Origin of the sequence: Parasalinivibrio latis (genome assembly GCF_036825535.1) — a bacterium.
GTDB lineage: Bacteria > Pseudomonadota > Gammaproteobacteria > Enterobacterales > Vibrionaceae > Parasalinivibrio > Parasalinivibrio latis.
In genome coordinates, this window is record NZ_CP098812.1 from 2,231,706 (window position 1) to 2,256,046 (window position 24,341).

Below are 24,341 nucleotides of genomic sequence, written 5' to 3' on the forward strand. Positions count from 1 at the left end.
TGTGTGTACCCGCCCTTTCCTATATAGGTTCGGCCCGGATATCAAAACAGGCTGTTCTGGACGGACTTCCCTGCAAAGCCAAAGGTCAAATTATCCTCACCAACACCTGGAGTGGGTGCATCAGCTTTTTATGTTCGAAGCGTTTTACCTGGCTTCGACATGAATAACCGGTAGCCATGCAGCGCTCAACAGGCAAGGAATCCAATCTTGGTTGCCAACTGAGGTTATAGACGTCACGGGACGTCTCCAGTTTGTCCTTCTCATGGCCAAAAGTACCCGCCATGCCGCAGCAACCAACCGCCACAGGTATTATTTCCGCGCCGAAATGATGGAATATTTCTCCCCATTCCTTCTCGGAGTTAGGCAATTTGGTTTTTTCCGTACAGTGGGCAAAAAGATACCATGGTTCTTCTTCGCGGGATGGTTGGCTCACCCAATCATTCAAGCGGGGCTTCAGCCATTCATGCACAGTCAGGACATCAAAGTCTCCCCGGTTTTCACCGAGAACCTCTGCATACTCATCCCGGTAGCAAAGTACCAGTGCAGGATCAACGCCCACAAGAGGAATTCCAAGCCCGGCAATATCAGCAAGAAACTCAGACGTATTGGATGCGGTTTTAGCGAACCTGCGGAGAAACCCCTTAATGTGCTGTGCCTTACCATTGGGTTTAAAGGGCAAAAGCATCGGTTTTTTACCCAACTTTTCAGCAAGCAGGACAAAATCCCGGACAACCTCGGCATCGTAAAAACTGGTAAACGGATCCTGCACAATAAGAAGGTAATCCGCACGTTCCCGTTCACTTAACGCCTGCAACCAGGTCAAGTTGAAACACAGGGCGTGGTGGCCGTCTAATGACTCTTTTAACGTTGGGACAGAGAGTTCAGGGGTATCGACATATCCCAGCATTTTCTCTGTTGCGGATTTGATCCATGCAGCCTGGGTTACTTTGTTAAAAATAACCGGTGCCTTAGCCATCGCCGGCAAAAGGTTCTCAATATTGGCAACCAGGTAATCCTTGGCTGGCCGCTGGTACCGACTGTAGTAAATCTGCATAAATCGGGAGCGGAAGCTCGGCACATCAACTTTAATTGGGCACTGGCTGGCGCAGGCTTTACAGGCAAGGCAGCCATTCATGGCTTCCATCACTTCATGGGAAAAGTCATACTCGTCTTTTCTGGTGAAATAGGTATTGCTGAAGCGGCTGAAAATGTCCCTGAGTGACGGTGACTTGCTCATCAGTTCCTTTTCGAGCTGAACAGCATCAATACCCTGCTTTGCCAGCAGGCGCAGCCATTCCTTTACAATCCCGGCCCGGCCTTTGGGTGAATGACGTCGGTCATAACTGACTTTCATTGATGGGCACATCGGTGAACTGGTGTCATAGTTAAAACACAATCCATTCCCGTTACATTCCATCGCCTGCTTGAAGCTGTCCCGCACTTCTACCGGTATCTGGCGGTCATAATACCCCCGCTTCACACCATCCACTTTAACCAATGGATCATCACTGCCAAGCGGTGTACAGATCTTACCGGGATTCATACGGTTTTCCGGATCAAATGCCTGTTTGACCCGACGCAATTCCGCATACAGTTCTTCGCCGAAAAACTCCGGGCCATACTCGGAACGGAACCCTTTCCCGTGTTCTCCCCACATCAAGCCACCGTATTTCGCTACCAGTGCCACTACCTGGTCGGAGACCTGTTTCATCAGTTTTTCCTGTGCGGGATCACACAAATCCAGCGCAGGGCGCACATGGAGAACACCCGCATCCACGTGACCAAACATGCCATAATTCAAGTTCTGGCTGTCAAGCAGTTCACGAAACTCGACAATGAAGTCAGCCAGGTTTTCCGGTGGCACACAGGTATCTTCCGTGAATGCTACCGGCTTAGCTTTACCTTTTGCCGCACCCAACAAGCCCACAGCTTTCTTACGCATGGCGTAGATTTTGTTAATCGAGGTAAGATCCCGGCATAACTGGTAGCCGATAATACCGGCTTCTTCATTGTCGATAAGACGGTCCAGATGAGCACAAAGGGATATAACCTGTTGCTCTATCTGTTCGGCGTCATCACCTGCGTACTCCACCATATTGATTCCCTGCATGTCCTTGCCAGGGACATCGGTCAACAGGTCGGATACCGAATTCCACACAATGTCAGAACGCGCTAGATCCAGGACTTTTGAATCCACCGTTTCAACAGACAGTGCATTGGCTTCTACCATCATTGGAGCGTTACGCAACGCAGAGTCAAAGCTATGGTATTTAATGTTGAGCAGAATGCGGGTTGTTGGTATCGGTGTTATATCCAGTTTCGCTTCAGCGATGAAACCTAAAGACCCCTCGGCACCACAGAGCACTCGCCCAATGTCAAACTGGGACATATCATCGCTGTAGGCATGTTTGAGGTCATACCCAGTCAGGAACCGGTTCAACGGAGGAAACTTTGCCAGAATCTGCTCACGCTTTTCGCGGCATACTGATGACACAGTCCTTATTGCTTCGCCGGCAAAGTCCTGTCGTTTACAGGCTGCATCGATTCCTTCTTCATCCAATGGCTCGGTATCGAGGACAGACCCGTCTGCCAGGATTGCCTTGACACTGAGCACATGATCAGACGTTTTTCCGTACTGAAGCGACCCCTGGCCTGACGCGTCCGTATTGATCATGCCACCAATGGTTGCCCGGTTACTCGTGGATAGATCAGGGGAGAAAAAGAACCCATAGGGTCGAAGGGCATCGTTCAGTGCATCTTTCACCACACCGGATTGTACTTTAACCCAGCGCTCATCAGGGTTGATTTCAAGTACCTGGTTCATGTGGCGGGACATATCAACCACAACATGTTGGGTTAGTGACTGGCCGTTTGTTCCGGTTCCACCACCACGTGCCGAAAATTTGATTCCTGTAAAGGCGTTGTCCCGGGAGGTTGAACCAATCAGCGACAGGTCTTCTACCGACTTTGGCAGCAAGACCGCTTGGGGAAGAAGTTGGTACACACTGTTATCTGTGGCAACTGCAAGCCGGCTGGCATAAGTGGTTTCAATATCACCGGTGAATCCGGCGTTTACTAGAGCATCCAAGTACAACTGGACGTCTGTTGGGATACTCTCCCGGTGTGATAATGCAGGTAACATTGCTATCCGTGGCTCTCCAAGTCCATTTTCCATTCCGTATTCGGATACAGATAATTCGATATTTGGATAGCAATTTTACATGACTGGGGGTCTGGTAAAAAGCACTCTGGGTGACACAACAACAATATATGCCCAAATCACATCAAGGTGCGTGATTCAGCGTGATTTCAGTGCGTTCAATTCAAGGGAAATACCTGTAGGAATGGCTATTCCCTTTCAAACGTATTTGACACAAAAGTTGATGTATTGACGAGGTTTGGGTAGATGCGTTGGAATTTCACCCTGGCTCCCCGGAAACACTAGCTGTTTCTAATTTCCTTCCGTGCAGCCAACCACCTTCTCAGCAAGTTTTCTGTAAACGGAGCCCCTAATAACAGCCACACACTGACCATCCAGGCCGCGATAAGATTGATTGCCAAAGCCGTCAGGCTGCCACCCGACCAATCTATAACAAGAAACGCAAACCCCAGAATGACTCCGAGCCCGGCTAGCGAAACCAACAGATTCCCAAAAACATTAATAAAGACTGGTCGCTGACGGAGGTCAGGACGGAATTTAAGCCCTACCAATGCGGTGTAGACTCCGGCAATAGCAGCACCAATATAACCAAGAAGGGGTTGGTGCAAAGGAAGAGCCACAACAAATGCCAACAGCATAAATACAAACCATAGCCTTGCCGTTTCGATAATACTGCGGCCCTCCCTGACTGAAACGTTCATTGCCCCAACGGAAACTGCCAGCACGATAAGGCCAGTGACAGCCCCTCCCAGCACGTCCGTCGGGTAATGCACTCCCAACCAGACCCGGGCTAATCCGGTTAATCCGACAGCCACTAACCAGGTAACAACAATAGCCACCCAAGGCCACTGCTTTAACTGACGGCCGGTATACAACAAAATACCAGCCAAAACGGCAGCCTGTGTAGTGTGCCCGCTAGGAAAGCTGAACCCGCTTGCGCTTGCTTGCTGTAGAGCTGGGACGAGGTAAAACGGACGAGGTATGCCAAAATACATTTTCAACAATGTGACCGACAGCGCAGTCATTATCAACGCGAATGCCAGGACAAAACTGTAACGTGAAGGGAAGAAAAGAAATGCACCTATGAGGATAACAACCGCCACCCACCCCTCACCAAACCAGTTTGCAGCTGACAAAACCGCAGTAACTGCGGGTTGATCATTTAGCCATGATTGCAACTGTCCCATCAATGTAAGCTGGCTTGTTATTCCCGGACCAGACAGGCCATCTACCCTGTCCATGGGAGCAATCATGCTTGCAGGTGTTTGGCTCATCCAGAGCTCCAGCAATGGCGCATCATTGCTGTAACGGTAGTGGTTCAATACCGCATCGGTCAGAGGGGCAAGGTATACCTGCTTTACTTCTTTGCCAAAGTGGTCTGCATTCCAGGATGGAATAATTTCACCGTTGAATGGGTTGCCCACTGCGGAAGGTAAAACCAAGAGCGCCTTTTTTGACGTACATGCAAAAATTGCTCGAAATTTATTTCGGGATAACTCAGCGCCTACGACAACGTCAATGCCGACTTCTTCTTTTGCTTCACGCGCAGCTGCCTGTTGCGGCGCTTCATTCTTTTCAATATAACCGCCTGGCAGGGATATTTTCCGGGTAAGGCTCTCATCAACAAAAACAACCCGTCCCTGATCATCTCTGATAACGCAAGCGGCACCGTTAGGCTTAACTATGCTGTCGGGAACAGGATCCCCGGCAAAGGTAAAAAACGCCACGAAGTACAGCAGGCAGGCTAAAAATATCTTTTGTTCCAAACCATCATCCCTTTTTGTCGTGCCATACTGCGGCGTCTTTGCATTGGTAATACCCAAACAGCTGGTTTATTCTCACTTTTCCAGCCAGGTGAATATGTTAATACAACTATGATGCCAGTAACTGAGTTGCCAAAGGACTACTATCTGCAAAATTTTTGTCAAATGACAGATCTAGTCCACCAGCAATACTCAGACTTGTTGTCAGATACAGAGTCTGCCTGGCTACAGGCTTTCCATCAGGCCCCCCTGGACGCACAAAAACTGTATGTTCGGTTGTTAATGCGCAAAGGGCCTCTTTTCCGGCTTGATAAGCTGAATTACGGAGAGATATCTGATATCCCAAATGCCGCAGAAGCACTCGCGTCACTGGGGCTGGTTGAATGTTTACCAACAAATGTTGAGCACTGCTGCCTGTTAATGACGAAGCCCGAGATGCTCAACACTTTTCCCGGATTGATGTCATCACTTTCAAAAACAGCAATAATTGAAAAGCTGATGGACGACAGAACCAATCCCCTCGTGGTGCCATCTCCTTTCGATGTAATCAGTGTGCTGGGAAGTGATTGCCTCAAAACCTTTTTACTTCTTTACTTTGGGAATACCCACCAGGATCTTGCCCAATTCGTTGTCTCTGACCTAGGTATTCAGAAGTTTGAAAACTACGCCATCGACCGAACATTCAGGCTGTTCCAAACCAGGGATAATATTGATAACTGGTTACTGCTCGCAAAGATAAATGAACGCCGTCGGGAAGCCGAAGAGCAAAAAGATCGTAAAAGCATCATCGCACTAGCAGACAAAATACCCGCAGCCTTTACATGGCCACTGCTCGAAACGAAGCGAATGCGGCTTATCAACCATATTGCCCGTGATATGGAACGGGAAAAACTCGATGAGGAAGCTCTTAATCTATACAGGCAAAGCAACATAGCACCAAGCAGAGAACGGCAAGTAAGGCTACTTATGAAAGCCAAGCGATATGATGAAGCCGAGATGTTGACTAAAAAGATGTTAGCAATGCCTCTGAATGAAGAAGAAACGCAAGTAGCAAACAAGCTCGCTATTCAAATATCCCGTAAAACTCATTGGGATTGGGATCCTCCCCGAGCTTTCCAGCCCCGGGAAATTGTCCTTGATCTTAATAGGGCTGAAAGCCGGGTAGAAATAACTGTTTCAGATCACTTTAAAAAGAAAGGCTGGAATGTTTTTTACATTGAAAACCTGCTGTTTAACGCAGTTTTTGGGTTGTTTTTCTGGGATATCATTTATTCCCCAATACAGGGCGCTTTTTTAAACCCATTTCAGCTCGGCCCCAGAGATACTTTCTCTTCTGATTTCTACATTGAAAGAAAGTCTGCTATAGATAATAGGTTGAGCAACATGAGTTCAACCTTTTCGGACATATATTCCATTTATGATTCAAAAGCAGGCATTAATAACTTTTGGGTGAATTGGAGTTCTATTGATAAAGATATTATCCGACAGTTGGAGATCTCTCTAAATCAAGAGCAACTAACTGAAATATTTAAGAAAATACTATTCGATCCAAAAGTAAACCGCTCCGGTTTTCCAGATCTTTTTCTTGTTAAAGATAATGATTATCTTTTCCTTGAAGTTAAAGGACCGGGAGATTCTCTTCGAGACAACCAGCTCCGCTGGTTAAGCACTTTCGACACGCTCAAAATCAAAAGTGCGGTTTGCTGGGTAAAATACACATCCTGATCACACACTTCGTTTGCACTAATTTGACACCATTCCTTTTAATTACATACTTCTAACAATACTAACAATCGTATTGGCATTTTTACATCCATCCGACAATACTAATATTGCCCACTTTATGAATAGGAAGTCCATACCATGAGCACTCGTGCAGTAATGTCTTGGGTTTTTGGCGCAATTTGCGCTTCTGCTCTCATCACATTGTTCCTGATGACCAGAATTATTTCAGAAGCTGATCACCTTATGAATGCATCTGAAGTTCGATATGCTTCTTACCAGATTGCTGATGAGCTTCGTCAGGGTTCCGATGACCTGACACGCCTGGCACGGACATACTCGCTGACAGGCAACGAAGACTATGAAAAAATGTACATGGATATCCTTGCAATCCGCGACGGTAAAAAACCAACACCTGAAAAATACCATCATATCTATTGGGATCTGGTACTGAATTATGGTGATAAACCCAAACCTGATGGCAAAACACATTCATTGAATGAAAGGATGCAGGCACTCGGCTTTACCGATGCTGAGTTTGGCCTTCTCAATGAAGCAAAGGCGAATTCTGATGCATTGGTTGCCATAGAAGTTGAAGCAATGAATGCAGTTAAAGGCCTTTTCCCAGATCCAAATACAGGGAAATACACGCTTCAAAAAGAGCCTGATCTTTCCCTTGCAGCTGAACTTACGCACTCCAAAAAATATCACGTCGAAAAAGCAAAGATAATGAAACCTATCGATGCCTTCTTTGACAATCTGGAAAGCCGGACGCTCCTTACTCTGGATAACGGATACAACTCACTTATCAACGGTATCCAAATCACATTGGCAATGATGTTAATTATGATCATTGCTGCGGTAACCGGTTTTTTCATGGTGCGAAAAACAATTGCCGCCCCAGTGGTTGCACTAAGCGAACAGCTCAATGCCATTAAAAAGAATAATGACTTGGACAAGAAGATCGATATACAGGCGAAAGGCGAAATAGGGCAAATAGCAAACCAGATAAATGACCTGCTCGACAGCCTGAATCAATCTAAAGCTGCAACCGCGAAAGTGGCAGTTACGGTCCAGGAAATGGCAACACAAACTCACAATGTAATATCAGAGAGTAAGGGCAGCTCCACTGAACTGGAACGCGAATTTGAGTCGGTGCTTGTCGCGATAGAAGAAATGTCTGTTGCGCTCAAGCGAGTTTCCGAGGTCACCACAACGGCTGAAAGCCAGGCAGCAGACAACGATAAAAGTGTTACCGAAGGTGAGAATTCCATGGGCAGTGCCCGCAGCTCACTGGATACATTAAATACCGAATTTAATAAGGCCAAAGAAGCCATGGGCGCACTGGCTTCTGAAAGCGAGCAGGTTTCCAGCGTACTGGATGTCATAAAATCGATCGCGGAACAGACTAACCTGCTGGCTCTGAATGCTGCTATAGAAGCCGCCCGCGCAGGTGAACAAGGTCGTGGATTTGCCGTGGTAGCCGATGAGGTACGCTCCCTCGCACAGCGCACCCAGGACTCAACTCAGGAAATTGAAGTGATCGTTTCCAGTTTACAGGACCGAACCAAGACGGTAAGCAGCACCATCACCCTGGCCGCAGAGCTGATGGAAACATCTCAGGCAAATATGTCCCAGATTGGAGAAGTGTTTGACCGTATCAAAACCAACACAGGAAGTATATTCAGCCTGAATACTGAAATTGCGTCATCAACTGAAGAGCAGTCCAAAGTCAGTAACATGCTTTCTGAAAGCCTCTCTTCCATTAAGACACTTTCAGCAAATGTTGCCCATTCACTGGAAGAAATTGAAACATCTGCCTCTACGCTGGATCGCACCGCAAAAGAGCTGACCTAACGGCCAGCTCTTCGTTCTTAGTCTTAACCAGCAAGTAATGTTAGCCCGGATGGCCATCCTTCCGGGCTTTTACCAACATTGGCCCGAAAAAGACAATGTAAAGGACAAACGCAGCAATCCAAAGAGCCCCTGCCACAGTAATCGCAACGGTACTCGACGCAGGGAAAAGCAAAACCGCCAGAGTCCGGGTTAAAGCTGCCAAGGCGATAAAACTAAAAGCAGGCCAGAATACCGGTCCCTTATATATTTCCCGGCCTGTATGTCCCATCGTAACCCGGGAAATCATCGCCAGAATCACGCCACCAATAGCCCCGATAGCAAACAGGTGCAACATCACATGGCTTGCCCACGATGTTCCCATCAGTCCTCGTAAGATCAGTCCTGCTGGTATAAACGCATAAAACACGTGCAGTGACCATACTAGCGGTTCCGAAAGGGAAACAAATCCTCTCCAACGCAGAAAACGGACAAGCTGTGCAACGCCGGCAATCAACATTAAACCACCTGATATCCAGGCTGGGACCATAGGGAAGAATGCAAGAATTACCAACAGGAGCAGTGGGAAGTTTGCAGCCCACTCTATCCAAGCAACAGTTGACGGTGTATCAAATCCGAACCTGCGAGCCGTAAAAAATGGGATAACTCGGCCTCCCATTACTGACACCAGCAGGACAAACCAGTACATCATCGCAATCCAAACCGCATGAGAGGTAAATGGAGGCATTCCTTTCACTGTCGCATAACTGGCAAAGTTTGCTAAAACAGCCACCAGCAGCATCGGGATGAAAATAAGGTTGCGCCAACGCTTGGCCTTCACCACACGAAAACCGACTTCCCATCCAACAACGACAAGGAACAATGCATCAATCAGTGATGTGAACCATAGCGGCACCGGAGTCCAAAGTAAGATCCGCGGAAGCAGCCAAAGAACCACAATCGCACCAAGCCGGAATCCACTGGTTCCTTTTATCCCCGTCCAGTTCTGAACTGCCGTCATCAAAAATCCCGCAACGATAGACATGGCAAATCCAAAAAACATCTCATGGACATGCCACCAAAGCCCGGGGACAGCCAGAGTATTCGGTTGTCCATGCGTAAAAATCCAAAGCCATACGGCTACAGCAAATGCGCTGTATGCACCCCCCAGGAGGAAAAATGGCCTGAAACCCAACCTCAACACTGGCGGAATCTTCTCTTCTTTCTGTCGGTCAATAATGTTCAGCATAAGGGGAATAGCCTCTTAATTTTGATACCCTTCTTAAAGATGCATAAGTAATACAAGTTTCATGCCCATTATTACCCCATTGATTAATAAAGGAAATGGTTTTGTCGTTTGTATTGACGAGACGACATGTGTTGTAATAATCACAACAAATAGAAAATTGGTGCTGTATGAAACTCTCTTTGGCCCGAGCGCTGCTGCAAATCAGTTTAGACCTAAATATCAACCTACCTACCGGGCATCACTATCAACGGCTTATTTCTGCCATTGTAAAAGTACTCCCTTGTGATGCCTGTGCGCTGTTTATCCTTGATGCCAAAGGTACCCTCGCCCCTGTTGCTGTTGAAGGGTTAACAGCGGAAACACTTGGGATGCGTTTCTCCCCTGAATCCCACCCTCGCCTAAGGGCTATTATTGAAAGCCGTAAGCCGGTTCGCTTTGATTCAGACAGCACAATGCCAGATCCCTTTGATGGCTTGCTTGCAAAAGATACTGAGCGGACTTTGGATGTCCACTCCTGTATGGGCAGCAGTCTCTATATTGAAGACCACCTTATTGGCTTGATTACCTTCGATGCCGAAGGGCCAGATGTTTTCAGCAAAATTGAAGATATTACAGTAGAAACCTTTGCCGCTTTGGCCGCCGCAACGATTCGAAACGTTTCTATGATGGAAGCGTTAGAAAACGCTAACCGGCATCAGAAAGAAGTGACCAAAGTGCTTATTGAAGATGCGCGGAAAAAAGGGGGCGAACTTGTAGGTATAAGCCCCCAGATTGAACGGCTGAAAGGTAACATTGCCTTGGTTGCCAATTCTGATTATGCAGTGCTGATTCAAGGAGAAACCGGTACCGGCAAAGAGTTGGTGGCTCACGCAATACATGCCGGCTCCAGACGGGCTGACAAACCGATGGTATACGTAAACTGTGCTGCATTGCCCGAATCTATTGCTGAAAGCGAATTGTTTGGACATATCAAAGGCGCATTTACCGGTGCCACCAGTAACCGGGCAGGTAAGTTTGAACTGGCCGATGGCGGAACCATCTTCCTGGACGAAATCGGTGAATTGCCATTACTGCTACAGGCAAAATTGCTGCGGGTAATTCAGCAAGGTGAAGTGCAACGCGTGGGAGCAGACCAAAACCTCCATATTGATGTACGGATTGTTGCTGCAACCAACCGCGATTTAATGCAAGAAGTCGAAAATGGTCAATTCCGGTCAGATTTATACCACCGGTTAAATGTTTTTCCCATTCGTGTTCCCCCTCTGCGTTCACGAGAAGGAGACATCCCAGTTTTGGCTGGGTACTTCCTGGACAAAATCCGTCATCAGTTCAATACCAGTCGCCTCCATATACATCCCTCTGCCCTTACACGGCTTGAGAACTTTTCCTGGCCGGGCAATGTGCGCGAACTGGAACACACTCTGATGCGAGCAGGGCTTCGCACCATCCAGCAGGGAGACTCCGTTATCAGTATCGCCACATTAGGCGCGGAATTTGATGAAGACCTCAACGATAAAAATGCAGTTGTCCTCCCAGATCACCCCATTTCGATGCGAGATGCCGTAGAAGACTATCAACGGGAACTCATCAAAAACGCACTTAAACAAAATAATGGTGTGTGGAGCCGCGCAGCCCGCGCTTTGGGGATGGACAGAGGCAATCTTCATAAACTGGGTGTAAAACTCGGCCTCAAAGAGTGAATTGTTGTATTTAATACAACGAACGATGTAATAACCACAACACCCCGCACAACCACCAAAGTGTAACCCATTGATAATTAAGGAGCTACACTTTGGCACGTCTCCTGCAATGTACTGTTCAACGCAAAAAGGAAAATTATCTCCTTCTAGTTAGTATTTTTTAGAAAAAGATATTTTTCGATTCAACATACAAAACATAACGATTAGATAAATAGCTAAGTCAGCTTCAAATAAAACAATAATTTCAGTGCATTCAGGAGTTTTCATGTTTTGCATTCAGTGTGAACAAACTATTCGTACACCGGCAGCAAACGGCTGCGCTTATGCCCAAGGCATGTGTGGAAAGACCGCAGAAGTATCAGACTTACAGGACGTTTTAGTTTACTGCCTACAAAGTGTCTCTTACTGGGCAGAAAAGGCCAGACAAATCGGCCATGTTGATAAGGAAATTGACGCGTGGGTTCCTAAAGCCTTCTTTTCAACTCTCACCAACGTCAATTTCGATCCTGAACGCATTCTGGCTTATAGCTATGAAGCACAGGTATTCCGTGATCAGCTTAAGAAAATTGTACTGGAAAAAGACAGCTCCCCTGTCAACCTGCCTTCCGTAGCCGGTTTTTCACTTCCGGATACAGAAGAAGCTGTGCTTGCTTTGGCTCAACAGGTAGCCGTTAACCGTGGAAGCAAAGAACTGCATGAAGACATCATCGGTCTTCGACTTCTTTGCCTGTATGGTCTGAAAGGGGCTGCTGCTTATATGGAGCATGCACGAGTGCTGGGCCAGGAAGATTCTGACATTGACGGTGAATTTCACCGCATCATGGCTTGGTTGGGTACAGATCCTTCAGAACCGGAAGCGCTGCTAACCACGGCCATGGATATTGGCCAACTGAACTACCGGATCATGGAGATTCTTGATAAGGGTGAAACGGAAATGTTTGGTCATCCGGAACCCACCCAAGTCAATGTGAAACCGGTAAAAGGCCATTGCATTCTCGTTTCAGGTCATGACCTGAAAGATCTCAGGATGATTCTTGAGCAAACAGAAAACAAAGGCATCAACATTTACACCCATGGCGAGATGTTACCTGCACATGCGTATCCGGAACTGAAGAAATTCAGCCACCTTGTGGGTAACTATGGCAGCGGTTGGCAAAACCAGCAAAAAGAGTTCGCACAATTCCCTGGTGCAATTGTAATGACATCCAACTGTTTGTTGGATCCGAATGTGGGCCAATACAAAGGCCGAATCTTTACACGGAGTATCGTTGGCTGGCCGGGTGTAGAACACATTACAGGCGATGACTTTTCTGCCGCGATTGAGTGCGCGTTGTCACAACCTGGATTTGCCCACACAGAAATTGAACACCTGATAACTGTTGGATTTGGCCGCAATGCTCTGATGAATGCGGCACCGGCTGTCATCGAACAAGTTAAGGCTGGCAACATCCGTCATTTCTTCCTGGTTGGCGGATGTGACGGCAGCCGGGCAGAGCGCAGCTACTATACCGAATTTGCTACATCAGCACCTGATGACACTGTCATCCTGACGCTGGCTTGCGGTAAGTATCGCTTTAATAAAGAACAATTTGGCGATATCAACGGTATTCCTCGCTTGATCGATATCGGCCAGTGCAACGATGCCTATTCAGCCATTCAGCTGGCATTGGCACTTGCCAAGGAATTTGATTGTGGTGTGAATGAATTGCCCCTGAGCCTTGTACTTTCATGGTTTGAACAAAAGGCGATCGTGATACTGCTGACATTGCTGTCTTTGGGTATTAAGAGCATCTACACCGGCCCTACGGCTCCGGCATTCCTGACAGCAAACCTGATTAAAGCGCTCGAAGATCAATTCGACCTGCGCAGTATCACCAACGTTGAAGCAGATATGAGAATGATGCTCGGCGAAGAAGCAGTGAGCGCCTGACATCATGAGCAATCTTTATGAGTTTTGGAATCCAGGTGTAGAGCCCATTCGACTGGTATGTCGCTGGAAGGAAACTGAGGACACAGAAAGCTTTCTGTTCAACGTAGCCGGAAACGCTGAAAAGCGTTTCCAGTTTAAACCGGGTCAGTTTGTGACGTTAGCAATAAACACTGGCGACAACACGTACTACCGTGCTTATTCAATCAGCTCGGTACCCGGTGAAAGCCATATTCAGCTTACGGTAAAGCGTGTAACGGATGGCAAAGTTTCAAATTGGTTAATCGACCATCTGGCTGTTGACCAGGAATTGAGCACATTGGGAGTGGCGGGTGAGTTCAACCTTGAAGATTGCCCTCCCAAAGACAAAGTTCTGTTACTGGGCGCCGGTTGCGGCATCACACCCGTCATGTCAATGGCGCGAAGCCTGATGACAAAACAGCATGGTGATGTCTGTTTCATACAGTGCGCACGGGATAAAAATGCTGAGTTATACCGCGAAGAACTTAGCATTCTGGCGAATGGTTATCCGGATGAGTTTAGCAGCAAGCTGTTGCTCGAATCGTCAGATAACCAAGATGTCCTTGAAGGGCGAGTCAGCAAGGAATACCTTGATGCGATGTGCCCGGACTGGCTCGAAAGGACAGTGTATCTGTGTGGCCCGAATGGCTTCATGAAGGCGGTAAAAAGTATTGCTCTGGACGCAGGCTTTAAAATGTCTGAGTTCCACAGTGAAAGCTTTACCCCCGAAGAAGCACACAACTGCACAGGGGAATCAAAGCTCAAGGTATCGGTACCAGGATACGGCATTGAACAGGATGCTAATTCCGGTACCAGCTTACTTGAAGCACTTGAGTCCGGCGGTTTGCCAATTATCGCCGCGTGCCGTTCAGGGGTCTGTGGATCGTGTAAATGCCAGGTTACCCAGGGTTCTGTCACAAGAACAAGCGAGGCAACCCTGACTGAGGAAGAGATAGCAAACGGATATGTTCTGGCCTGCAGTTCGCAGCTGGAAACAAATGTTTCGGTCAACCTGCACTAGGTGTTTGGTAGTCGCGGATCACCACCGGAGCCCGGCTACCCATTTTTTTGCAGGGAGGCACAACGTAAAAACTAAAGTTCTGCCTGGCATTGCTAAATGAAATGCCCTGTAACAAGTTTCGGTCAACCTGCACTAGGTGTTTGGTAGCCGCGGATCACCACCGGAGCCCGGCTACCCCTTTTTTTGCAGGGAGGCACAACGTAAAAACTGAAGTTCTGCCTGGCATTGCTAAATGAAATGCCCTGTAACACAAGTTTCGGTCAACCTGCACTAGGTGTTTGGTAGCCGTGGATCACCACCGGAGCCCGGCTACCAATTTTTTTTGCAGGGAGGAACAACGTAAAAAAATGAAGTTCTGTCTGGCATTGCTAAATGAAATGCCCTGTAACACAAGTTTCGGTCAACCTGCACTAGGTGTTTGGTAGCCGTGGATTACCCACCGGAGCCCGGCTACCAATTTTTTTAGCTGACCATGTTATATCAAAAAGCCCGGCAGTAATTCTGCCGGGCTTTTTGTTATTTTACGCTGGGAGCGCATCCTCAATCTGTGCCTTCCAGATGGCCATCGCCAGTGCAGGTGTTCGCAGAGTCTGCGGTGTTGGAATCCATTTGTGCTTAATTCGTGCAAACACGTCAAATCGCTCAGCGGTTCCCGCCATCGCTTCTGCTACAACCCGACCAGCGATATTCGCCAGCCCCACACCATGTCCTGTGTAACCGTGTGCCACATACACATCATCGCCAAGATGGTCGATTTGCGGCATGTATTCGCGCGTTACTGCAAACATTCCACCCCAGTGGAATTCCATTTTGACATCGTCCAATTGAGGGAAGACCTTCAGCATACGCTGGCGAAGGCGTTCCTGAGAATCTGTATACTCACCGTTAAACGGATGGTTTACACCACCGAAAAGTATCCGGCCATCCGCTGTTGGGCGGAAATAGTCCAGACAGTTGTTAAGATCAGACATCGCCATTTTGTTGGTAATAGGCTGGCGATCCCCTAACTGTTCCGTTACTGCAATGTATGAAGCAACCGGTAGCACAGTGCTTTGAGCTTTACGATCAAGGCCTTCGAGATAGGCATTACAGGCCAGTAGAACTTGTTTGGCTTTTACACTGCCCTTATCAGTTTTAATGACGTTTACCGCACCTTTTTCCAATTTGATAGCAGGGCTTCGCTCAAATACACGGGTACCTAGGTCAATTGCCGCACGCGCAAGTCCAATCGTGTAGTTAAGTGGATGCAAGTGACCACTGTTGCTGTCAAACAGGCCACCCAGATAACGATCTGAAGAGGTAACTTCCTGAATCTTCGCTTTGTCCCACCAGCTTGCATGAGGGTAGTCGTAGCGGGTTTGCTTCAACTCCAACCAAGATCGCAGTTCTTTTTCCTGGCTTGGTTTTAGTGCCAGTTCAATATAGTTATGCTGGAAGTCGCAATTGATGTTGAATTCCGCGATACGCTCACGAACGATATCTACTGACTCGCAGGACAAATCCCAGAGTTGTTTACCCCACTGAGGTCCGTAAGTTTCATCCACTTCACGAAGGCCAAGGCAGTAACCTACCAGACACTGCCCGCCATTGCGGCCTGAAGCCGCCCAGGATATACGGCCAGCTTCCAGTACCACAACATCAAAGCCGCGCTTACGCAGCTCAATTGCGGCGTTCATGCCCGTCAGACCGCCACCGATAATACAAACATCAGCGTCAATATCGGTATCAAGTTGTGGTTGGAGAGGAAGAACGTGGCTGGTTGCCTGATAATAACTGTCAATGTACTGACCGTGTTGCGACATAAAGGATCTCAGCTAGAAATGTGGACGACAAAAAGTGCGGCGAGAATATGCTCAGATTAGCGTATTTGCATCTGGGACTTTCTTTCACCGTGATGTTAATCACATTTTTTATTCTACTTTCTCAACAAAAAATAATCATTCACTCAAGACACCTCTCTACCCCTGAAACAACATAGCGATACACGCAAGAAAATGGCGATGTGACGGAATCTATTCTACTTTTTACATATGAGACATATGTGTTTTAGATGAGATGCATTACCAGAAGATGTATTTGTCTTTAGTTGACCTGGAAGTATTGCTTTGTCGGGGGCACTGCCATTGAGTTTTTCATCGTTTTCTCACAGAGCATTGATCGTTGACAGTTGTTCTGAACAACTCGCCTCTCATGCCATTTTCCTTAAAGCTGCGGGATACAACGTCCAATCAGTTAAAACCTTAAAAGCAGCCCAAGAGGTGCTAGAGCGTAAAGAGACCGACATATTGTTCTTTGACGCTGGTATCCCGATAAAAGAAACCATCTCGTTTTGTAAATACGTACGTTCACAAAGCCAGTTTCAACACTTTCCAATATTAGCGATATTTCCGAAATCTCCCCCTGTCGAATTGAAAAGAAAGCTTTATGACATTGGAATCTCGGACTATTTGGTGTTGCCACTCACCTCCAGTGAAATAGTTTCATCTGCAAATGCCGCATGCGAACTATATAAACTGAGAGCAGAAAAATCATTAGCTTGTAAAAGTGATATCGATCTTACTTTGGAAATTGACAGGGAAATTCGCCCGCTACTCGATATCATGTCTGGCAGCAGTTACCTTCTGAGAAAAACTCAACTTACTGGGAAGCAACATTCCTATGTCCGTAACATCCACCGGACCGCAATTCTTGCTGCCGACATCATGGACAGTTTGATAGATTACTTGCAATTGGATAATGGCAATCTACAAATTGAAAACAAACCGTTTGATCTAGATGACTTACTTTCCAACATTGGCGATTTATTAATCGATGAGGCAGAGAGCCGAGATATTGAGTTACTATTTGAGGTTCCGTTAGATATACCTCGCTCTTTAAAAGGGGATCCCAAGCGTTTGGAAAGAATACTGTTTTGTGTTCTGAACTATGTTATCCGCCACCAACGTCACTCAATAGTACTCCTGCGTATATCAGAGGAAAAATCATCTGGATATGTCACGACATTAAAGTTCGATATTGAACAAAAATGTACTGATAAAATATTTAGTGCGGCGAACAAGCTTAATTACAATAAAAACATCAATAAAAAATCAATAGAAGACAATGATATTGGTTTATACCTTTGCAAACATATCGTCGAATCTATTGGTGGCAAAATACAACATGTGTTTAGAGGCGAGCATCACGTCGGCTTCTCTCTGGTCTTTTCTTTCGAGTCATTTCATCAGAGTCAACCGAAAACTTTTGCAGTTCCGATGGATATTAGGCATCTAAATGTTCTGATTGTAGATGACAACCCAGACGCAAACGAGATATTAGGAACCATTCTTGAGTCTTTAGGTTTCTGTTATCAAACCACAACGTCAGTGCGTGCAGCCACCGCTTGTATAGAAGCGACGGCCAATAATACAAATGTTCCAAACATTGATCTTATTCTTCTTGACTGGTTAATGCCGGAAGGAAATGGTACTGAGTTAATAGACAAGATGCTAATAAGTGAGAACCTCCCTTCAGATATACCAATCATCATGATCAGTGCATACGACATATCTAAGTTTGAAAATGAATCTCTATCCAACAGAATTAACGGTTACCTTCACAAGCCCATAAATGCCTCAATATTGTTTGATGAAATCATGACCGTAATGGGACAAGCACCTTCAAAAGGCCACGTAAATAGACTTGATAACCAATTTTCTTCCGCGTTCAGTTTGGATGGGTCGGGAAAACATATTCTTGTCGTTGAAGACTTACCACTTAACCAGGCAATTGTTAATGAAGTGCTTTTGTCTCATGGGTTTATTGTCCAATCTGTACAAAATGGAAAAGAAGCTCTCGCCGCCATCGAAGAGTCCCCAGAGCTGTTTGATGCTGTACTGATGGATATAGAAATGCCTGAAATGAATGGATTTGAAGCCACCCATCAAATAAGATCTCATACAACATGTGATGACCTTCCCATCATCGCTATGACAGCACATACGAAAGAAGAAGACAGGCTTAGATGTCTTGACGCTGGGATGAATGCACATCTGAACAAACCCATAGACCCAGACTGCTTAATAATTGAATTAGCAAAACAGCTAAATATTACCCATTTTTCTGGGGATTTTCATGAGATGCCCTCGCGGTTGTCTACATTTCACAATAGACGATTAGTTAATATAGAAGAAGGAATAAATCGAGTTGTCGGAAACCGAGAGCTTTACATGAAACTGTTGGGTAAATTCAGTCAAGAAATAGAAGACTATTATACTAAAATACAATCACATATTTACGAAGATAATTATATCGATGCAGCCAATATTGCACACCAACTTGCAGGTGTAGCCGGAAACCTTTCAATCAATGACATTAGACTAATTTGTAAAGAACTACAACGTGTTTTAGAAGAAGACGAAATTGAAAAAAGTGATTACTTGATAGAACAATTACGAACAATTATATCTGATACTAAAAAAGAAATTGAGCAAATAGTGAAATCAGAATCGCAGGAAGACATCGTCCCAGATAAATCTAATACGGATAATACACTGATAGATATTGAGGCAGATCTTTGCCTAAGAGAACTTCTAAATAAAATTGAAGTGTATGACCTAAGTGCTATAGATTATTACTTTGTGGTTAAAAACTCACACAGAACCCTTAGAAACAATGATAAATATATTGAGCTGGGAACATTACTTGAGTCTTTGGATTTCGACAAAGCCCGGTCTTCATTATCGGAGTTAATTGGAAATAAATCTGGTTCAGGTGGAAGTTCTTGTCTGGAAGGAAAGTCTAATGAAACGGAATGACATTAGCTCAGACAAACCAACTGTTTTAGTTGTAGATGACTCGGCAGAATGTATCAAGATACTGAATGAGATACTTCATGAAGATTATCGGGTTTTATTTTCAAAGGATCCTGAAAACTGTATTGACCTGATAGAGACACATAGCCCAGACATAGTTTTACTCGATATAAACATGCCCGATATTGACGGTTTCCACATATGTCAGTCAATCAAAGGAAACCCATTTACCAGAGATACGCCCGTCATATTCATTACAGATAAAGATGCTATTGAAAATAGGGAGGCCGCATTTAAACTTGGCTGCAATGATTTTATGACAAAACCGGTTTCACCTTATGAAGTTAAAATGAGAGTTTATAATCAACTCAGATTAAAACGCAATGAAGAGTTGATAATGCAACGGGCACTCTATGATCACCTAACTGGATTACCAAACCGTTTACTCTCTTTAGATCGCTTACGTTATGCAATATCCCATGATATAAGAATGAGTAAGGTGACAGGAGTGATCTTCGTTGATGTAGATAAGTTTAAAAACATCAATGACACTATGGGACATGATATTGGAGATAAGCTACTAATAAGCATAGCAAATAGATTTAAAAACGCTCTCCGAAAAGACGATACTATCGGAAGGCTGGGAGGTGATGAATTTTTAATTGTCATACCCGGTCTTAACAACGCCGAAGATGCAAAACATGTAGTTAGTAAAATTCGCCGCGCGGTTACTGAACCTATCTTTATAGATAACAAGGAATTCAGAGTTACCGTCAGTATGGGGTTATCACTCTGTCCGTATGATAGCGAAGATTATAACCAGCTACTTTCAAATGCAGATATGGCGATGTATCAAGCTAAGCGCGATGGAAGAAATGGATTTCATTTGTTCACCCAGGAAATGAATGAAAATATTCACCGGAAGATGCAACTGGAAAACCATCTCCACCGAGCTATCGATAATGGTGAACTTAGCGTCTACTACCAGCCTTTGGCTAACATTAAATCCTCCATTGTCACTGGTGCTGAAGCCCTTTTGCGTTGGCACAGCCCAGTATTAGGTGCTGTTGAACCCAAAGAGATTTTCCCTTTAATTGAGCAAAACCCACTAATACATGAAATTGGAAAATTTGTTCTGGAAACAGCCTGCAAGGAACTGGGGCCAATTAGAAATAGTTTCGGAGAGCCAATAGATATAGCAATTAACATATCGCCACAGCAACTTCGTTCTCCCGATTTTATTCCATTCATTGAAAAAACGATTAAAAAATATCATATACAACCATCAAGACTGGAGTTAGAAGTAACAGAAACAGTGATGTTAAGTCACCGCATCGATATTTTTAATGTTCTTGAAAAACTGAGGAGTTTCGGAATTCGTCTCTCACTGGATGATTTCGGGACAGGTTATTCCTCTCTTAGCTATCTATTAAAATATAACTTTGATATTTTGAAGATTGACCGGTCCTTTGTAGAGAGCTTAGGAAAAAACAAACAACACGACGCACTGGTCTCTGCGGTTATTAGTCTGGCCGAAAGTTTGGATTTACATGTTATCGCGGAAGGGGTTGAGTCTAACGAACAGTTACTTGAGTTGGATCGCAAAGGATGTGAAACAATACAGGGCTTTCTTATCAGTCCTGCGGTACCGTTAGATCAGTTTATAGAAATACTTAACCGAAAAGAAAATGTTAAACCAAAAAATATAAAAAGAATAAAACAGGCGTAAAGCAGCGGAACAAGTAATTTTCTATAAATAACTCACGTCAGTTAGTCCTTCATTTGAAACACAGCCTACCCCTGTCCTACAGTAGAATTCATATTTATAAACTGGTAAAACCGGGCGGAAACGTAATGTCTACACTTTGTCTGACCTGCAAATGTGGAAAGCTGAAAGGTATTGCTCAACACATTGACAACAATTCAGTTACCCGGATTGTATGCTACTGCAAAGACTGCCAATCTTTCGCCATCGAACTGAATGCTGGTTATGCCATGAACGACCATGGTGGAACAGCGATATTTCAAGTCCCCCCTTCTAAACTGATTATTACGGAGGGTTCGCAATATCTCCGTAGCCTCCGCCTGACACCCAAGGGGTTAATTCGTTGGTATGCCGGTTGCTGCAACACGCCGGTTGGTAACACACTATCAGCCAAGCTTCCTTTTATTGGTGTTATCGAAGCTTTTATATCAGCCAATGAAGACGTTGAGTCCAAACTTGGCCCGGTGAGAGGTTCTGTGTTTGTGAAATCTGCTCGCACCCCACCTCCCGCATCGTTGCGGGGTTCAGATAACACTTTCTCACTCCACACTCGTATTCTCGTTAGCCTACTCAAATGGAAGATAAAGTACAGCCAGTGTCAGTCTCCATTTTTCCTACCAGATGGAAACCCTGTTTGTCAGCCTCGAATCGTGAAGAAAAAGTGAACGCCATAATAAAGGCGCTGAAGAGCGCCTTTATTCTACTGCTAAAATAACCAGTTTTTCGGGTCAGGTTGGGGTTGCATGTTGTCCAATAGCTTAATGCCTTTCACACAGCGGATAATTACCCATACAGCCCAGACAGGGAAAGCAACATAGCCAAGAGAGATGACGGAAGACAACAATGATCCGGCAATCAAGAACAACATCCCGTACCAGAAGGTGTTGGCCTGAAACTCATAGTGGCTCTTCAACCACCCAGGCGCTTCCTTTTTGTTAACGTATGCCATAACGACACCAATCACTGTCGTCAGGCCGATGATGATGCCCACCATATAAAGGACGTAGATAATTTTGGCATTACGTTGAGAGGAATTTTGCTTATCGTTATTTTCCATAATGGCTCCATTTTTCATACCGGGCAAACTTCCAGAAAGATCCCGGAGACAGCAAGAACTTTATGCCCGGGAGGCTTCAGGAATCTGGTGCACAGTGCTTTAAAAGGTGTACAGGCATGACCAACCAGTCTGGTTAGTAGAAAAAGGATACGCTCGGGGGGAAAGCTTTTGTCAGGAACGGGTTAAAAAAACAGCCGCTGGTTGTGCGGCTGTTTCAGGTTTATCGGCAAATCTATCGCTCTTTTACATAGGGTCGCCCAATCGCTTTGGGGGCCATCGCCTTGCCAATAAATCCGGCAAGCAGTACCACAGTCAACACGTATGGAAGTGCTGAGAATACCTGGGTCGGAAGAACACCAATAATTGGTATAGATACGCCTTGCATTCGAGTTTCCAAAGCCGATAAGAAACCGAACAGCAAACAAGCCAGGAAAGCATTCCGTGGCTGCCACTTCCCGAAAATAACCGCAGCCAGAGCAATATAGCCTTGCCCAGCGGTCATTTCCCGGCCAAACGATGCATTTTGCGCTGTGGAGAGATAAGCACCGGCCATACCACACAGAATACCCGCGACAATCACCGCTCGATAACGTACAAATGCAACGGAAATACCTGCGGTATCAATGGCATTCGGTTCTTCACCGACCGCTCGCAACCGCAAACCAAATCGCGTGCGAAACAATACCCACCACGCAACACCCACAGCAATAAATGACAGGTATACCAATAGGTTATGCCCTGATATCACCTCTTTATATAGAGGCCCTAATACCGGAATCGTATCACCCAGCCATTCGGCACCCGGTAACTCTATCGGCAAAAAACGCTGTTCGCTGACCAGAGCCGGGGTTTGGCCCCCCCGCTCAAACCAGGCATGACCAAGTGTGATAGTCATTCCTGATGCGAAGAAGTTAATAGCAAGGCCAGATATTATCTGGTCTCCCCGCTGGGTAATCGATGCATAGCCGTGCACAAGTGCCAGCATAACGGAGCTTAAAATTGCAGCAAACAACCCCAGCCAGGGGTTACCGGTCACATAGGCCACTGACGCTGCAACAAAGGCAGAGAACAGCATTTTGCCTTCCAAGCCAATGTCCACAATGCCAGATCGCTCGGAAAATATTCCAGCCATCGCCGCAAAGATTAACGGCACAGCCAAACGAATAGTCGAATCCGCAGTTGAAAGCAGCCAAGGTAGCAAGTCCATATCCTACTCCACTGTCTGTTGGCGGGTGAAAAGCCGTTCAACCGGCTCTCTGATAAGGCGGTCCATCGCGCCGGTGAAGAAGATCACCAGGCCCTGAATAACCATAATCAATTCAGGATTGAGGCTCGGCATTTCAAACTGAAGCTCTGTTCCCCCTTGATAAAGGGCACCGAAAAGCAAAGAAGCCAGGATCACACCCACCGGATGGTTTCGTCCCATCAGGGCAACAGCGATTCCGATAAAGCCAAAGCCACCAGTAAAATTAAGGATGAGCCGGTTCTGGGCACCAAACACCTCATTCAGAGCCATAAGACCTGCAAGGCCACCGGAAATTGCCATCGCAATGATGATGATCTTCTGCGTGTTGATCCCTGCATACGTTGCTGCAGTCTGGTTCTGGCCCACAACCCTAATGGCATAGCCCAAACGAGAGCGGAATAACAACAGCCATACCAACCACGCTGTAATCAATGCAATGAATACTGTGGGATTGAGTAATGAAAACGGCAGCTCAAATCCGTAACTCTGTGCCAGCTCATAGAATTTGGGGAAGACAGACTCAGGGTTAAAGTAACGCGAGTCGGTAGAGTTACCGCCATACTTGGCAATATGTTCAACTAATGCATATCCCATTACTGCCGAGGCAATAAAGTTGAACATAATGGTGGTTACCACGATGTGTGAACCCCGTTTTGCCTGGAGGTAGCCTGGTATTGCCCCCCACAGAGCGCCAAATCCGGCTGAAACAAGGATTGCAAGCGGCGCCATTAACCAGACGTTTAACACGTCATCAAGTAACAGCATCAATATGCCGATACCCAAACCGGCGATATATGCTTGCCCTTCCCCGCCGATATTGAACATTCCTGCATGAAATGCCACCGCGACTGCCAAGCCAGTAAACACAAAATTCGTCGCGTAATAAAGTGTGTTACTCAAGCCACCAAACTCTAGGTTTGTAGCCCCCTTAACCATTACACCAAATGCTTCAGCCGGGCTTTCACCGACAAGAAGCACCACAAGACTGGCAATCACCAACGCCAATGCCAGCTGAATAAATGGCACCAAAGCTACTTTTACCCATGCAGGCGTATGTTGTACTGAGGTAGACATCCTTTTTCCT

At 45.9% G+C, this 24,341-nt stretch carries 15 protein-coding genes; 8 read left to right on the forward strand and 7 right to left on the reverse strand.

The genetic code is table 11. The features are described 5' to 3' along the window. Window positions 1–85: 85 nt before the first annotated feature. Complete coding sequence (gene ydiJ / locus NF212_RS10350) at window positions 86–3,142, reverse strand: D-2-hydroxyglutarate dehydrogenase YdiJ (RefSeq protein ID WP_434360867.1); 3,057 nt, start codon at window positions 3,140–3,142, stop codon at window positions 86–88. A gap of 299 nt (window positions 3,143–3,441) precedes the next feature. Further along, on the reverse strand, window positions 3,442–4,926 hold the full coding sequence (locus NF212_RS10355) for a phosphatase PAP2 family protein (protein WP_434355297.1): 1,485 nt from the start codon (window positions 4,924–4,926) through the stop codon (window positions 3,442–3,444). Here NF212_RS10355 and NF212_RS10360 point away from each other — a divergent pair. Together NF212_RS10360 and NF212_RS10365 are read left to right on the forward strand one after the other, a co-directional pair. Next, complete coding sequence (locus NF212_RS10360) at window positions 4,918–6,648, forward strand: VRR-NUC domain-containing protein (protein ID WP_434355299.1); 1,731 nt, start codon at window positions 4,918–4,920, stop codon at window positions 6,646–6,648. The genes NF212_RS10355 and NF212_RS10360 overlap by 9 nt on opposite strands. 138 nt (window positions 6,649–6,786) lie before the next feature. Continuing rightward, window positions 6,787–8,502, forward strand: a complete 1,716-nt coding sequence (locus NF212_RS10365; protein WP_434355301.1) for a methyl-accepting chemotaxis protein — start codon at window positions 6,787–6,789, stop codon at window positions 8,500–8,502. A gap of 40 nt (window positions 8,503–8,542) precedes the next feature. Here NF212_RS10365 and NF212_RS10370 read toward each other — a convergent pair whose 3' ends face one another. Next, a complete protein-coding gene (locus NF212_RS10370; RefSeq protein ID WP_434355303.1) occupies window positions 8,543–9,727 on the reverse strand; it encodes an NnrS family protein in 1,185 nt (394 codons plus the stop codon). 167 nt (window positions 9,728–9,894) lie between these two features. On the opposite strand from NF212_RS10370, the gene norR reads away from it, so the two are divergent. The 3 genes from norR (at window position 9,895) to NF212_RS10385 (ending at window position 14,396) form a co-directional block, all read left to right on the forward strand. Then, the gene (gene norR, locus NF212_RS10375; RefSeq protein WP_434355305.1) at window positions 9,895–11,427 is read left to right on the forward strand and encodes a nitric oxide reductase transcriptional regulator NorR; all 1,533 of its coding nucleotides are present in this window, start codon (window positions 9,895–9,897) and stop codon (window positions 11,425–11,427) included. Between the two features lie 265 nt (window positions 11,428–11,692). Continuing rightward, the gene (gene hcp, locus NF212_RS10380) at window positions 11,693–13,357 is read left to right on the forward strand and encodes a hydroxylamine reductase (protein ID WP_434355307.1); all 1,665 of its coding nucleotides are present in this window, start codon (window positions 11,693–11,695) and stop codon (window positions 13,355–13,357) included. A gap of 4 nt (window positions 13,358–13,361) precedes the next feature. Then, window positions 13,362–14,396, forward strand: a complete 1,035-nt coding sequence (locus NF212_RS10385; RefSeq protein WP_434355309.1) for a 2Fe-2S iron-sulfur cluster-binding protein — start codon at window positions 13,362–13,364, stop codon at window positions 14,394–14,396. Window positions 14,397–14,917: 521 nt separating this feature from the next. Here NF212_RS10385 and NF212_RS10390 read toward each other — a convergent pair. Continuing rightward, the gene (locus tag NF212_RS10390; protein ID WP_434355311.1) at window positions 14,918–16,198 is read right to left on the reverse strand and encodes an NAD(P)/FAD-dependent oxidoreductase; all 1,281 of its coding nucleotides are present in this window, start codon (window positions 16,196–16,198) and stop codon (window positions 14,918–14,920) included. 303 nt (window positions 16,199–16,501) lie between these two features. Between NF212_RS10390 and NF212_RS10395 the strand changes: the two genes are divergently transcribed. The 3 genes from NF212_RS10395 to NF212_RS10405 all read left to right on the forward strand — a co-directional run bounded on the left by NF212_RS10395 (window position 16,502) and on the right by NF212_RS10405 (window position 21,619). Beyond that, window positions 16,502–19,192: a response regulator gene (locus tag NF212_RS10395; RefSeq protein WP_434355313.1), complete on the forward strand. Its 2,691-nt coding sequence runs from the start codon at window positions 16,502–16,504 to the stop codon at window positions 19,190–19,192. After that, entirely contained in the window at window positions 19,179–20,918 is a 1,740-nt protein-coding gene (locus NF212_RS10400; RefSeq protein WP_434355315.1) for a two-component system response regulator, read from the forward strand. Before NF212_RS10395 ends, NF212_RS10400 begins: the two co-directional genes overlap by 14 nt. A gap of 125 nt (window positions 20,919–21,043) precedes the next feature. Then, entirely contained in the window at window positions 21,044–21,619 is a 576-nt protein-coding gene (locus NF212_RS10405) for a DUF6151 family protein (RefSeq protein ID WP_434355317.1), read from the forward strand. A gap of 41 nt (window positions 21,620–21,660) precedes the next feature. On the opposite strand, the gene NF212_RS10410 is transcribed toward NF212_RS10405, so the two are convergent. The 3 genes from NF212_RS10410 to NF212_RS10420 form a co-directional block, all read right to left on the reverse strand. Then, a complete protein-coding gene (locus NF212_RS10410; RefSeq protein WP_434355319.1) occupies window positions 21,661–22,011 on the reverse strand; it encodes a DUF4870 family protein in 351 nt (116 codons plus the stop codon). Between the two features lie 232 nt (window positions 22,012–22,243). Further along, on the reverse strand, window positions 22,244–23,218 hold the full coding sequence (locus tag NF212_RS10415) for an ABC transporter permease (protein WP_434355321.1): 975 nt from the start codon (window positions 23,216–23,218) through the stop codon (window positions 22,244–22,246). 3 nt (window positions 23,219–23,221) lie between these two features. Then, window positions 23,222–24,331: an ABC transporter permease gene (locus NF212_RS10420; protein WP_434355322.1), complete on the reverse strand. Its 1,110-nt coding sequence runs from the start codon at window positions 24,329–24,331 to the stop codon at window positions 23,222–23,224. Window positions 24,332–24,341: the final 10 nt, after the last annotated feature.

What these genes read in the sequence shown, in the direction of transcription:
- norR (WP_434355305.1), top strand. Translation starts at nt 9,895, where the DNA reads ATGAAACTCTCTTTGGCCCGAGCGCTGCTGCAAATCAGTTTAGACCTA.
- NF212_RS10405 (WP_434355317.1), top strand. Translation starts at nt 21,044, where the DNA reads ATGTCTACACTTTGTCTGACCTGCAAATGTGGAAAGCTGAAAGGTATT.
- NF212_RS10370 (WP_434355303.1), bottom strand. Translation starts at nt 9,727, where the DNA reads ATGCTGAACATTATTGACCGACAGAAAGAAGAGAAGATTCCGCCAGTG.
- NF212_RS10385 (WP_434355309.1), top strand. Translation starts at nt 13,362, where the DNA reads ATGAGCAATCTTTATGAGTTTTGGAATCCAGGTGTAGAGCCCATTCGA.
- NF212_RS10420 (WP_434355322.1), bottom strand. Translation starts at nt 24,331, where the DNA reads ATGTCTACCTCAGTACAACATACGCCTGCATGGGTAAAAGTAGCTTTG.
- NF212_RS10410 (WP_434355319.1), bottom strand. Translation starts at nt 22,011, where the DNA reads ATGGAAAATAACGATAAGCAAAATTCCTCTCAACGTAATGCCAAAATT.
- NF212_RS10400 (WP_434355315.1), top strand. Translation starts at nt 19,179, where the DNA reads ATGAAACGGAATGACATTAGCTCAGACAAACCAACTGTTTTAGTTGTA.
- NF212_RS10365 (WP_434355301.1), top strand. Translation starts at nt 6,787, where the DNA reads ATGAGCACTCGTGCAGTAATGTCTTGGGTTTTTGGCGCAATTTGCGCT.
- ydiJ (WP_434360867.1), bottom strand. Translation starts at nt 3,142, where the DNA reads ATGTTACCTGCATTATCACACCGGGAGAGTATCCCAACAGACGTCCAG.
- NF212_RS10415 (WP_434355321.1), bottom strand. Translation starts at nt 23,218, where the DNA reads ATGGACTTGCTACCTTGGCTGCTTTCAACTGCGGATTCGACTATTCGT.
- NF212_RS10390 (WP_434355311.1), bottom strand. Translation starts at nt 16,198, where the DNA reads ATGTCGCAACACGGTCAGTACATTGACAGTTATTATCAGGCAACCAGC.
- hcp (WP_434355307.1), top strand. Translation starts at nt 11,693, where the DNA reads ATGTTTTGCATTCAGTGTGAACAAACTATTCGTACACCGGCAGCAAAC.